The following is a 12,317-nucleotide window of genomic DNA, read 5'->3' as shown; positions in this document are numbered from 1 at the left end:
GTCAGCGTGCGGCGGCCGGGCGGTTCGGGTCGGTCCGGCTCTCCTCGACGTACGCGAGGCAGCGCGGGCGCGGCTGCGGGCCGTGCACGCGGGACCAGCCGGCGGGGACCGGCAGGTGGGCGGGCCACAGCGAGTGACGGCCCTCGGCGTCGGCGAGGACGAGGTAGCTGCCGGCGGGGTCCTCGAACGGGTTGGTGGCCATGGGTCTCCTCGTCGGACGGTGGTTCGGGGAAGGCGCGGGGCTGCGGTGTCGCGGGCAGTAGTCATGCGGCAGCGGTGTCGTGGGGCAGCGGTCAGGGCAGCCGGAAGGCGGCCGCGTGGCGGGCGGGGCGGAGGTCGGTCGGCGGAAGCGCGGGCAGGGCGGGGGGTTCGGTCAGCGGAAGCGTGGGCGCACCCGGGCCACGGCGTCGGTGACGCGACGGCGCAGTTCGTCGCGGTCGTCGGCGCCGACGACGACATGGCCGGGCCGTTCGTGGCTGTAGCGCCAGACCGGAATCCGGTCCCCGGCGCCCACCTGGACCTCGGCCTCGACCACGCCGTCGGCCGCCCGGCAGTCCGCCAGGCCGTCCACCGCGTCGACCGTCACGTCCTGCCACGGGAAGTACCGCACCTCGGCGCAGCCGAACTCGGGTGCGGTGGTGCGCACCGGGGCCCAGGGCAGGACCGACTGCACGGCGAGCTCGTACTGGTCGGCGCCGGTCACCAGGCGGGTCAGCAGCGGGATCCGGTCGCCGCCGCCGCGGGTGTGGGTCTCGATCAGTACGGCCCGCCCGTCCTCGACCATGACTTCGGTGTGCGAGGCCCCGACCGTGATCTCCAGGGCGTCCAGGCACCGCCGGACGCAGCTGTGGATCGCCTGCTCCTCCTGCGGGCCCAGTGCGGCGGGCACCTCGTGGCCGGTCTCGATGAAGTAGGGCCGGCCGTTGGTCCGTTTGCGGGTGATGCCGAGGATCCGGTGGCGGCCCTCGAAGGAGACGGCCTCGACGCTGTACTCGACGCCGGTGAGGAAGGACTCCCACAGGTGTCCCGCGAGCGCGGTCCGCCGCTGCGCATGGGCGGTCGCATCGGGTACGTACTCGACGTTGCGGCTGCCGGAGCCGTCCACGGGCTTGGCGACGAGGGGGAAGTCGCCGGGGGCCGGTTCGTCCCGGCCGACGACGCCGAACGCCGGCTGGTCCAGCACCCCGGCCAGGGTGCGGCGCATCAGCAGCTTGTCCCGGGTCCGCAGCACCGCGCGGACGGGGACGGTCGGCAGGCCGAGGGCCTCGGAGAGGAGGGCGGCCGGGAGCGAGCCGAGCTCGGTGAAGGAAAGGACCGCGCGCACGGAGACGGGCAGCGGTATTCCGAGCACGCAGAGGGGATCATTCCGGTAGGGCGCGTGAATGACGTCGATCGCCCCGGCGACGGTCGCGGGAGCTTTCTCCTCCGGATCGACGATCCAGAGGAACGGAATGTTCATGCGGGCCAGTGTCCGGAAACCGTCCACGGGTTTCGCCCCGATGAGGACGACGGGCCCGTTCCTGTCGATCTTTTCCATGGCAACGAATTCCCCCTCGACGCCGGCGCGTCGGTGCCGGCGGTGCTGCCGTGCAGTCGTGGGTGTGCGCGCCGGACCGGCGGACACGGCGTGGCCGCCACGGTCGGGCGGCTCACGTACGGCAGGCGTCCGGGCCCCGGCCGCGGAAGGCAGCGGCGGATCGTGCCCGGCAGCGGATCAGTTCGCGGGCGTCCGCCGGCGCCGATGAGATCCCCCGGAATGCAAACGCTTCCCCCCTGGCAGCCGGTCCCCGAAATTTCGGGAGGCGCTGCCACCGGTTTCCCCACGTGAATATTCGAAGATCGAGCCACGACCGGTGCGCGGCAATGCGACGTTAATCACGGGCCGGCGGTCGCGTCAACAACTCGTGGAGCCACCTTGGGCGTGAGCTGGGTCACCGTGCAAAAAATTGCATTCCGACGGCTGATAAGACCCCCAACTCCAGGTTATGGAAAAGGGAGCCGGGTTCCCGGACAGGCAGGTGCCGGCCGGGCGGTCGGAGGGATGCGTGCCGGTGCCGGCTGGGTGGGGCTGGCCCCACCCCGGTTCGGGCGGGCTGCCGGATGGGGGCGTGACGCCATGTCAACAAGGCTTTGACGCATGACGACTCACCCGAAGAGGACCGCCCTGCTCATCGCCGCCACCGCCGTCGCGGCAGCCACCCTGGCGCCCACTGCCGTGCCCGCCGCGGCAGCCACTCCGTCCCGCGCCGGCGCTCCGGCCCGCGCCTACGTCCCGGAACTCACCTGGCGGCCGTGCGCCGTCCCCGAGGGCCCGGAGACGCAGGAATGCGCGCAGCTGGAGGTGCCGCTGGACCACGCCGACCCCCAGGGACCGCACGTCAGTATCGCGGTCTCCCGGATCCGCAGCGACCGGCCCGCCGCCCGGCGCGGCACGCTCGTCGTCCTGCCCGGCGGCCCGGGCGGTTCGGGGGTGCGCCGGCTGACGCAGAAGGGCGCGGCGCTCCAGCGGGAACTGGCGGGCGCCTACGACCTCGTCGCCTTCGACCCGCGCGGCGTCGGCGGCAGCACCACCGCGAGCTGCGGCCTCGCCCCCGAGGACCGCTATCTGACGGCGCTGAGGTCGTGGCCGGCCCCGGGCGGCGGGATCTCCGAGAACGTCGCCCGCTCCCGGCGGACCGCCGAGGCCTGCGACCGGGCCGGCGGCGCCGTGCTGCGCAGCTTCACCACCGCCAACCAGGTCCGCGACATGGACCTCCTGCGCGAGGCGCTGGGCGAGCGCACGCTGTCCGCGTGGGGCGTCTCGTACGGATCGTACGTCGGCGCCGTGTACGCGCAGCGCTACCCGCAGCACACCGATCGCTGGGTGCTCGACAGCATGGGCGACCCCGACCCGAAACGGCTCGCGAAGGGCTGGCTGGCGAACATGGCGCAGGGCATGGACGACCGCTTCCCGGACTTCGCCGCGTGGGCGGCCCGTCCCGACCGGGACCGCGACGGCCTGCGGCTGGCGGAGCGGGCCGAGGAGGTGCGGCCGCTGGTGCTGGCGCTCGCGGCCGAGCTGGACCGCGCGCCGAAGGCGTCGACGACGCCGGGCACGCCGCTGACCGGCAACGGACTGCGCCAGGCGCTGCAGAACGCCCTGTACGGCGACGCGAACTTCCCCGCCCTCGCCCGGCTCGTCCAAGCGGCCCGGGATCCGCGGCAGACCCCGGTCCTGCCGCCCGAACTGGCCCAGCCGCTGCGCGACGAGGACGCCGCGCTCACCATCGCCGTGATCTGCAACGACGTCGACTGGGGGCGCACGCCGACGGCCCGCCACGAGCGGGCCGTGGCCGCCGACCGAGCCGCCCACCCGCTGACGGCCGGTATGCCGGCGAACGTGACGCCCTGCGCCTTCTGGAAGAACAAGCCCGAGCACAGGCCCACCCGGATCACCTCCGCCGGCCCGTCCAACATCCTGATGGTCCAGAGCCGCCGCGACCCCTCGACCCCGTACGCGGGCGCCCTGAAGATGCGCGAGGCCTTCGGCGAGCGGGCCCGCCTGGTCTCCGTCGACCAGGGCGGCCACGGCATGTACCTGACCAACGGCAACGCGTGCGGGAACCGCCTGGTCACCGAATTCCTGACGACCGGCAAGCGCCCCGCCCAGGACACGGACTGCACCGACTGAACGTACCGAAGGTCCCGAACCGCCTGAGCGGGACGCCGAGTCGCAGCGCCGCCGCCTCGGGCGCCGGCAGCAGGCCGACGCATCAAGCGCGCCGGCGACGTCGCGCTGCCGGCGGGCGCAGAAGCGGGCATGGCCTTCGCGACGACGGAGCGTTCGGCGCCGTCGCTCCGCCCACATCCGGGTCCCGTGACAGGGCGCCTGATGGAACCGCAGACCCCGGCCGGTCGTCTCGGCTCTTGTACTCAAGCCACCGCGGTCGGCGTACTCATCCGGCCCCCACCGGTGAGCGCCTGCCGTCCGCGGCTGGTGTCAGCACGCACGAGCAGCTCGGAGACCTGTCCCATCATGGCAACACCGCACCACCCGGCCGACCACACCCCTGTGACCGGCAACCCGTACAACGCACCCGGAGGTCATGGCTACCACCCGGCACCGGGGAGCTTCACGCCCGCGCCCGGCGGCTACGGCACGCCGGCTCCCACCGCTCACGCGCAGCCTGCCTGCCGCGCCTGTGGCGGCCGGAGTGCCGGAAACTTCAAGATCCGGTCGCACGTGGGCATTCTCATCGTGATGAGGTTCGAGCATCTGGACGGGCCGTTCTGCCGGGCCTGCGGCACGGCCGTCGTCCGGCAGATGACCACCAGAGCGCTGTGCCTGGGCTGGTGGGGGCCGCTCTCGCTGGTGATCTTCAACCCGTTCACACTCCTGTGGAACCTGTTCTCCTACCTGAAGTACAGCAAGCTTCCCCCCTCGCCGCCCGCCCCGGGACACGTCCACCTCGACGCGGGCCGACCGGTGCTCCGCCGCCCGCATGCGTATGTGGCCCTCATTCCCCTGGCCTGGGCCTGCTGGGTGGTCTTCCAGATCGTGGCGCACTCCACGTGAACCAGCGCACGGTCCGCCCCCTGACACACGCGTCGGCGGCCTGCTGCCGGTGTGGGCAAAAGCCGGTCAGGATCCGGCCGTTGCGGTGATCCCGGCCTGAATCGGCGGCCCCTGCCGTCTCCCCGCCGACCGGGGTCCAGGGACGCCCGTGTGCCGCCTCCTGGCAGCACACGGGCGTCAGGACCGGCCGTGCGTCTCAGCCGTTGAGCGGCCACTCCAGGGGTTTCGCGTGGAAGCCCCGGGTCACCTCCACCGCGGCGGCGGTCTGGCCCTCAGGGATGAGGAAGGCGGTACACACCTTTTCCGACTGGCCCGCGCTGAGCTGCTTGCTGTCATCCGTCGCAGGGCAGTTGGGCCATGTGGCCGAGCCCATGAAGACGATCAGAGGCCGGGTGCGGTAGCCCGTGTTCGTCCGGACGACCAGGTCGTCGTCCATGTCTCCGACCTCCATGGCCGAGCCGCTCTTGTGGGTGAGCGTGGACCAGACGAACACCGGTATCCGAGGGCCGTCCTTGTCGTCCTTCCGCAGCCCGGAGCCGTCCATGTCGGCCTTGGTGCCGGTCTCCACCCGCGTGGGGGCAACCGTGTACTTGGCATCCGCCGACTTCTGCTTCGCGCTTTCCATCTCCGGGCCGGCCTCACCCAGCTTGAACGTCGTCCTGGCGCTCGCACCGGGGCTCGGCGACGAAGAGCCGCTGCCCTTCCCCACGTCCATACCGTTGCAGCCGGTCAGCACGACAGCCAGAGTCACACCACTGACCGCCGCCCGTGCAGCCCGTGTCCACGTACGCAATCTTCAACTCACTTTCCCTGCGGGCGGCAAACCGCCCCCGCGACCAAAGCCTTCATCCTGCCAACCACCCGCCCACCGGCTGCACGGGGTACCCGGCACAGCCGGAACGCACGCGGCGGCGAAGCAGGGGTCCGGCGCCCTTGGCCGATGTCAGCCGAGGCCGGGGATGGCCGACACCAGCAGGTCGATGAGCTTGATGCCGACGAAGGGCAGGATCAGGCCGCCGAGGCCGTAGACGCCGAGGTTGCGGCGCAGCAGGTCGTGCGCGGAGGCCGGCTTGTAGCGGACGCCGCGCAGCGCGAGCGGGATGAGGGCGATGATGATCAGGGCGTTGAAGATGATCGCCGAGGTGATGGCGGAGGTCGGGCTGCTCAGGCCCATGATGTTGAGGGCTTCGAGGCCCGGGTAGGCGGCCGTGAACATGGCCGGGATGATCGCGAAGTACTTCGCGACGTCGTTCGTGATCGAGAAGGTGGTCAGGGCTCCCCGGGTGATGAGGAGCTGCTTGCCGATCTCGACGATGTCGATGAGCTTGGTGGGGTTGGAGTCCAGGTCGACCATGTTCCCGGCCTCCTTGGCGGCCGAGGTGCCCGTGTTCATCGCCACGCCCACGTCCGCCTGGGCGAGCGCCGGGGCGTCGTTCGTGCCGTCACCGGTCATCGCGACGAGCTTGCCGCCCGCCTGCTCCCGCTTGATGAGGGCGAGCTTGTCCTCGGGGGTGGCTTCGGCGAGGTACTCGTCGACCCCGGCCTCGACGGCGATGGCGCGGGCCGTCAGTTCGTTGTCGCCGGTCACCATGACGGTACGGATGCCCATGCTGCGCAGCTCCGCGAACCGCTCCCGGATGCCTTCCTTGACGACGTCCTTGAGGTGGATGATGCCGAGCACCCTCGGCCCGTCCCAGTCGTGGACCGCCACCAGCAGAGGCGTACCCCCGGATTCCGATACGACGGCCGACCACGCCTCGGCCTCCGGCGGTACGGTCCCGCCGCGCAGGGTGACCCAGTCGCAGATCTGCGTCGTCGCGCCCTTGCGGATGGCGCAGCCGGCCCCGCCCGCCCAGCTCAGGTTCACGCCGCTCATCCGGGTCCGGGCACTGAACTCGGTGAACCGCGGATTGCTGAGGTCCTCCGCGGTCGCCGGCTGCAGTCCGTACTGCTGGGCGAGCGCGACGACGGACCGGCCCTCGGGCGTCTCGTCGGCGAGCGAGGACAGCTGGGCGGCGTCCGCGAGCTTGAGGTGGTCCACGCCGGGCAGCGGGATGAAGGCCGCGGCCTCGCGGTTGCCGAGGGTGATGGTGCCGGTCTTGTCGAGGAGCAGGGTGTTCACGTCTCCGGCCGCCTCGACCGCGCGTCCGCTCATGGCGATGACGTTGCGCTGGACGAGCCGGTCCATGCCCGCGATGCCGATCGCCGACAGCAGGGCGCCGATCGTGGTGGGGATGAGGGTGACGAGGAGGGCGACCAGGACGGTCGTGGACTGGGCGGCGTGCGCGTAGGCGGCCATCGGCTGGATGGTGACGACCACCAGGATGAAGACGACGGTCAGGGCGGCCAGCAGGATGTTCAGCGCGATCTCGTTCGGGGTCTTCTGCCGGGTGGCGCCCTCGACCAGGGCGATCATCCGGTCGATGAAGCTGTTCCCCGGGCGCGAGGTGACTCGTACGACGACCGAGTCGGACAGCACGGTCGTACCGCCGGTGACCCCGGACCGGTCGCCGCCCGCTTCCCGCAGGACCGGGGCCGATTCGCCGGTGACGGCCGACTCGTCCACCATCGCGGCCCCGTCGACCACGTCGCCGTCGGCCGGGATCAGCTCGCCGGCCTCGACGAGGACGAAGTCGAAGGGCTGGAGCTCGGCGGGCGTGACCACCTCGGTCTCCGCGTGCCGCAGGTTCGCGCCGTACGTCCAGTGGTTCAGCCGCACGGCGACCGTGTCCGTGCGGGCCTTGCGCAGCGACTCGGCCTGGGCCCGGCCCCGGCCTTCGGCGACGGCCTCGGCGAGGTTGGCGAAGAGGACCGTCAGCCAGAGCCAGACGCTGATCACCCAGGTGAACACGGACGGGTGGATGAGCGCCGAGAGCGTGGTCAGCACGGATCCGACGGCGACGACGAACAGCACCGGCTTCTTCGCCAGTTCGCGCGGGTGGAGTTTGCCGACTGCCTCTCGCGCGGAGGCGGCCAGGAGCTCGGGGTCCACCGCGTTCACCTGGCCGGGGCGTTTCCGGGACGGTCGGTTGGTCGGAGTCCGCGGAGGGGTCCCGAGACCCGGAGGAACGTGCTGCGCGGCGGCGGGAGGCATGAAGACCTTCTGGATGGGTTTGAGGCGTGGCAGCCCTGGCGGCTGGTGGCCGGGGGCGGGAGGGGTGTCGCCGCCGGGGACCGTCTCCATGGACCCCCTCGGCCGTCATGTGAGCATTCGAGGTCCCCGGCGGCGCGACAGGCAGGAAGCTACTGCCCGTTCCATGGGAAATGCCGATGTGAACGCGGGAATTGGCACCTTCTTGATGGCGGCGCACGAGGCGCGTCAAGTCGCCGTCAGAGGTGCGTCAACGCCCGTCAGTGTGTGTCGGAGGTGATCCGGAAGCGCAGCCGGCAGATCACGGCGTCGGCGTCGCGGCGGGACCACATGGGCGACGACGCCTGCGCCGCCCGGGCGTCGACGGGTTCCTTCCGCGCGGAAGTCGATCTTTGACGCGCCCCTGGCGAAGAGTCATCAGAACGCCGTCAAGAAGCCGCCCGGCCACTTGCCTCCGTGTCCCCGATGCGCTGGGATTGCGACATGAACAGCGGTCCGCGCTACGACGATCGGCCACCGAATCCGGTGCAGCCGACGGCGCCCGCTGTCCGCCCGGCCGCCCTCTGACATCGGCCGCGCGTCCTCCGCGTACCTGCCACCAGCCCCCTGATGGGCGCTGACCGCGGCTCCGTACGCATCCTCACCTTCACCTTCACCGCATGACCTGAGCCCACGCCCCCCGCCTCGCGCCGGGGTGCCGGGCACGTCAGGCATGCCCTCATCCAGGAACCCGCCATGTCTTCATCCCTGTCCGGCCGTACCGTCCTCGTCACCGGAGCCACCTCCGGCATCGGCTACGAGACCGCCCGCCGGCTCGCCGAACACGGCGCCACCGTCCTCCTCCACGGCCGCACACCCGAGGAGGCCCAGGCCGCCACCGACCGGCTGATCGCCACCTCCGGCATCACCGGCGCCCAGCTCCGGCCGCTCGCCGCCGACTTCACCCGCCTGGAGGAGGTCGAGAACCTCGCCCACGCCGTCGTACGCGACCACCCGCGCCTGGACGTACTCGTCAACAACGCGGCCATCGCCGCCCCCGAGCGCCACACCCAGCCCAAGGCCGGCAACGAGATCGCCTTCCAGGTCAACTTCCTCGCCCACTACCTCCTCACCAACCTCCTGGAGCCCGCCCTCACCAGCGACCCGGGCGGCCGCGTCGTCAACGTCTCCTCCGCGCTGCACCGCTCCGGCGCCATCCAGTGGAACGACCCGCAGCGCGTGCGGCGCTACTCCCGCCTCGCCGCCTACGCCCAGTCGCAGCTCGCGCTGACGGTCTTCGCCGCCGACCCGCGCGTCACCGCCGTCTCCGTCAACCCCGGGGTGTGCGAGACCGGCCTCCTCCCGCTCTACGGGCACGAAGGTGCGCCGGCCGCCGAAGGCGCCCGGCACGTCGTACGGCTCTGCGACCCGGCCACGGAGATCGTCAACGGCGCCTACTACGACCGCTCCGAGCGCGTCGCCCCGGCCCCCGCCGCCACCGAGGACCGCACCGTCAAGCGCCTCAACAAGCTCGCCGACCTCCTCGTCGGCCACACCGCCTGAAGGGATCCACAGACATGTCCAAGCGCGCACGCAAGAAGAGGGCCCGCCGCAAGAAGGGCTCCAACCACGGCAGCAAACCCTCCTGCTAGTCATCAGCCCACCCCGTGGGGCGGCCCTCCGAGAGGGCCGCCCCACGTCCAGACCCGTCCGCCGTCCGGAGGACCCTCGTGATCGAGGGGCCGAACTGCACCCCGAGAACGCCTGGATTCATGCCAGTTGGGGTGGTCCCGCCGGGCTCGCCGGCTCCGGCGAGTCAGCGCGTGCGCTGCGCGACCGGCTGTCGCCCGGCCCCGCATCGCCGGACCCGAGGCCGGCCCGTCGCCCCGCCGCAGAAGGTGGCGGGGCCGCAGGCCGTTGTGGCTGCGGCCCCGCCCGGGCGGCGGGGTCAGGACGGGTCGCCGTACTGCAGGCCGCGTCCGTTGGTGCCGATGTACACGCGGCCGAAGACGTCGGGGTCGCCGGTGATGACGCCGACGCCGCCGATGCTGCCCCACTGGTGGGCGTCGTCGTTGACGCGGAGCCAGGTGGCGCCCTTGTCGGTGGAGCGGAAGACGCCGGTGACGTCCTTGACGGTGCCGATCAGGTACAGGGCCTGGTAGGAGGCACCGGGTGCGGCTTTGCCGAAGCCGAGGGCAGAGGCCGACTTCACCGTGGTGAGCGGGGTGAAGGTGCGGCCCCCGTCGGTGGAGTGCAGCAGCCCCTGGCCGCCGTCGGCGATCCACAGGTCTCCGGCGATGCCGGGGACGGCCGTGAGCCGGCCGGAGGGCAGGCCGGCCGCCCGGGCGGTGAAGGTCGCCCCGCCGTCGGTGCTGGCGTACAGCGTGCCGCGGAACAGGGAGTAGAAGGTTCCGGCCGAGGAGCGGTCGGCGACGACCACGGCGTCGGTGCCCAGGCCACTGACCTTCGACCAGCTCGCCCCCTTGTCGGTCGAGCGGTACGGGACCTGGCCGGCCTGGGTCCAGACGATGGTCGAGCCGTCGGCCGCGAGTGCGACTCGTCCGTCCTGGGCACCGGCCACCGGCTCGGCCTTGAAACCGTTCCAGCTGATCCCGCCGTCGGTGGAGTATGCGCCGTCCTGCGCGCCGCCCCGGCCGACGCGGACCATCATCGCGGGCGTCGACTGGGCGAAGTCGATGTCCGTGCTGTTGGTCATCATCGGGTTGCTCAGCCGCCCGGCCGGGACCTTGGTCAGGTCGTCGTGGCGGAAACCGCCCTGGTCGCCCATGGCGGTGACGACGGCGGCACCGCCGGGCGGGGCGATCGCGTCCATCAGTGCGGTCTCCTCAAGGCCCCGTGCCCCCGAGGTCCAGTGGCTGGTGCCGCCGCTGTCGGTGGCGCCCGCGTCCTTGCTGCGCCAGATGCCGTTGCCGGTGCCGTACAGCACGTGCCCGGAGTCGAAGGGGTCGATGGCCAGGGCGGTCATCCAGTGCCCGGTGTGGGTGCCGACGTAGGGAGCGGCGGAGGCGCTCCGCACCGACTTGTCCGCCAGCGCCTTCCAGGTCGTGCCGCCGTCGGTGGTGCGGTAGATCTCGTCCTCGGGCCACCAGCGGTCGAGGGTGGTGACCATCACCGTGGACGGCTGGCGCGGGTCGACGGCCAGGCCGGAGAACCCGTAGCCGCCCTGGGACGGGGAGACGTTCCTCCACGTCCCGCCGGCCGGTGCGTACTTCCAGACCGATCCCGCCGTCACGCCGTTGGGGCCGGGGGCGTTGGTGTACGTCAGGTACAGCGAGCCGTCACCGGAGACCACGCCGTGCTGCGGCAGCTGTCCGGTGGGCTGGCCGGGGACGGCCTGCCAGGTGGTGCCGCCGTCGGTGGAGCGGTAGAGGGAGGTGGATTTGTCGGCGACGCCGACGTAGACCGTCTTGCTGCCGGCCGGGCCGTACGTCACGAAGGAGATGCCCGCGCCGCTGCTCGCCCCGTCCTTGACGGGGAACGAGGAGACCTGGCTCCATGTCGCGCCGTGGTCGGTGCTGCGCCACAGGCCGTTCTTGCGGGTGCCCAGCAGGAGGGTGCCGTTGTCCGCGGGGTTGATCGCCAGCCGTTCGCCGGCCCCGCGGCCGTCCTCGTTGCCGCCCAGCTTGAAGGGCAGGTCGGTGCGCTGGAAGGTGCGGCCGCGGTCCTGGGAGCGCAGGATCGCGCCGTTGCCGGCCCACTCGTTGGTGTAGGTGCCGGCGGCGAGGTAGAGCCGGTCGGGGTCGACGGGGTCGGTGGCCAGCGCGTCGATGCCCAGCAGGTTCCAGTCCTTCTCGCCGAGCCAGTCGGTCAGCGGGATCCACTGCTCGGCCCCGGTGTCCCAGCGGTAGGCGCCGCCCATGTCGGTACGCGCGTACAGCAGGCCCTGCGCCCGCGGGTTGAACACCAGCCCGGTGACGTAACCGCCGCCCACCACCTGGGCGTTTCGCCACGTGTACGGTCCGGATCCGGGCGCCTGGGTCTCGGCCGTCCTCACCAGCTTCCACTGCTGGTTGGTGCTGCCATGGCCGCGGTACTGGATGACTGCCGCGCCGTCGGCCGTGGAGCCGCCGGAGACGTCCAGGACCTGGCCGCTCCGGCGGGAGGTGAGGACGACGGCGTCGGAACCGCTCACGTCGTCGATCCGCCATTCCTGGGAGGTGGAGGCACTGTCGGTCTGCTGCTCGGCGGCGGCCGCCTGGGCGGTCGAATCGCCCGCTATGCCCAGTACTTTGCCACTGTTGCGGTTCACCAGCTCGTAGTAGCCGTCCCCGGTGGGTCGCAGCTTCCACTGCTGGTTGGCGGTGTTCTGGTCGGTCCACTGCTGGATGCGGGTGCCGTCGGCGGTGGAGAAGGCGTTGACGTCCAGCGCCTTGCCGCTGCGTACGGAGACCAGCCGGTAGTAGGCATTGCCGTCGACCGTCGCGGCCTGCGAGTCGTCCTGCACGAACAGGAGGTACGGCACGACGAGGGTGGGCGCACCGAGCAGCAGTCCGGTCCCGGTCCAACGGCGGCGGTGACGTCCGCGGCGCCCGCCGTTCGTGGGGTTCTTCATGGGGGGTGTTCTCCTTGCATGCCATCAGAGGAAAGGTGGATCCGGCTGCCGGACGGCCGGATCCGACTCCTTGTGGTCACTGGCGCCGCAAAGGGTTGCCTTGAGCCGGGAACTTTTTC

Annotated in this window: 8 protein-coding genes; 3 read left to right on the top strand and 5 right to left on the bottom strand. The window is 71.9% G+C overall.

Features of this window, described 5'->3' with window-relative positions; all coding sequences use genetic code 11:
- Nucleotide 1 precedes the first annotated feature (1 nt).
- Together GPJ59_RS00715 and GPJ59_RS00710 are read right to left on the bottom strand one after the other, a co-directional pair.
- Nucleotides 2-202, bottom strand: coding sequence for an MbtH family protein (locus tag GPJ59_RS00715; protein WP_219664158.1), 201 nt, complete (start codon nt 200-202; stop codon nt 2-4).
- A gap of 171 nt (nt 203-373) precedes the next feature.
- Nucleotides 374-1,459, bottom strand: coding sequence for an ATP-grasp domain-containing protein (locus GPJ59_RS00710; protein WP_219664157.1), 1,086 nt, complete (start codon nt 1,457-1,459; stop codon nt 374-376).
- A 678-nt stretch (nt 1,460-2,137) separates the two neighbouring features.
- On the opposite strand from GPJ59_RS00710, the gene GPJ59_RS00705 reads away from it, so the two are divergent.
- The gene (locus tag GPJ59_RS00705) at nt 2,138-3,670 is read left to right on the top strand and encodes an alpha/beta hydrolase (protein ID WP_219664156.1); all 1,533 of its coding nucleotides are present in this window, start codon (nt 2,138-2,140) and stop codon (nt 3,668-3,670) included.
- A 570-nt stretch (nt 3,671-4,240) separates the two neighbouring features.
- Nucleotides 4,241-4,555 (top strand): hypothetical protein, encoded by a 315-nt coding sequence (locus GPJ59_RS00700; protein ID WP_219664155.1) that lies wholly within the window; start codon nt 4,241-4,243, stop codon nt 4,553-4,555.
- A 196-nt stretch (nt 4,556-4,751) separates the two neighbouring features.
- On the opposite strand, the gene GPJ59_RS00695 is transcribed toward GPJ59_RS00700, so the two are convergent.
- Together GPJ59_RS00695 and kdpB are read right to left on the bottom strand one after the other, a co-directional pair.
- Nucleotides 4,752-5,306: a hypothetical protein gene (locus tag GPJ59_RS00695; protein WP_308120057.1), complete on the bottom strand. Its 555-nt coding sequence runs from the start codon at nt 5,304-5,306 to the stop codon at nt 4,752-4,754.
- Nucleotides 5,307-5,498: 192 nt separating this feature from the next.
- Complete coding sequence (gene kdpB, locus GPJ59_RS00690) at nt 5,499-7,649, bottom strand: potassium-transporting ATPase subunit KdpB (RefSeq protein WP_219664170.1); 2,151 nt, start codon at nt 7,647-7,649, stop codon at nt 5,499-5,501.
- Nucleotides 7,650-8,381: 732 nt separating this feature from the next.
- Between kdpB and GPJ59_RS00685 the strand changes: the two genes are divergently transcribed.
- The gene (locus GPJ59_RS00685) at nt 8,382-9,188 is read left to right on the top strand and encodes an SDR family NAD(P)-dependent oxidoreductase (protein WP_219664153.1); all 807 of its coding nucleotides are present in this window, start codon (nt 8,382-8,384) and stop codon (nt 9,186-9,188) included.
- A 385-nt stretch (nt 9,189-9,573) separates the two neighbouring features.
- On the opposite strand, the gene GPJ59_RS00680 is transcribed toward GPJ59_RS00685, so the two are convergent.
- Nucleotides 9,574-12,198 (bottom strand): RICIN domain-containing protein, encoded by a 2,625-nt coding sequence (locus GPJ59_RS00680; protein ID WP_219664152.1) that lies wholly within the window; start codon nt 12,196-12,198, stop codon nt 9,574-9,576.
- Nucleotides 12,199-12,317: the final 119 nt, after the last annotated feature.

It is taken from the genome of Streptomyces bambusae, from assembly GCF_019400985.1.
In the GTDB taxonomy this organism is placed as follows: Bacteria; Actinomycetota; Actinomycetes; order Streptomycetales; family Streptomycetaceae; genus Streptomyces; species Streptomyces bambusae_A.
This window is presented reverse-complemented; position numbering and strand designations above follow the sequence as displayed.

Bases quoted from the DNA above. Each gene is read 5' to 3' on its own strand.
- GPJ59_RS00710 (WP_219664157.1), bottom strand. From the start codon at position 1,459: ATGAACATTCCGTTCCTCTGGATCGTCGATCCGGAGGAGAAAGCTCCC.
- GPJ59_RS00685 (WP_219664153.1), top strand. From the start codon at position 8,382: ATGTCTTCATCCCTGTCCGGCCGTACCGTCCTCGTCACCGGAGCCACC.
- GPJ59_RS00680 (WP_219664152.1), bottom strand. From the start codon at position 12,198: ATGAAGAACCCCACGAACGGCGGGCGCCGCGGACGTCACCGCCGCCGT.
- GPJ59_RS00715 (WP_219664158.1), bottom strand. From the start codon at position 202: ATGGCCACCAACCCGTTCGAGGACCCCGCCGGCAGCTACCTCGTCCTC.
- kdpB (WP_219664170.1), bottom strand. From the start codon at position 7,649: ATGCCTCCCGCCGCCGCGCAGCACGTTCCTCCGGGTCTCGGGACCCCT.
- GPJ59_RS00705 (WP_219664156.1), top strand. From the start codon at position 2,138: ATGACGACTCACCCGAAGAGGACCGCCCTGCTCATCGCCGCCACCGCC.
- GPJ59_RS00700 (WP_219664155.1), top strand. From the start codon at position 4,241: ATGAGGTTCGAGCATCTGGACGGGCCGTTCTGCCGGGCCTGCGGCACG.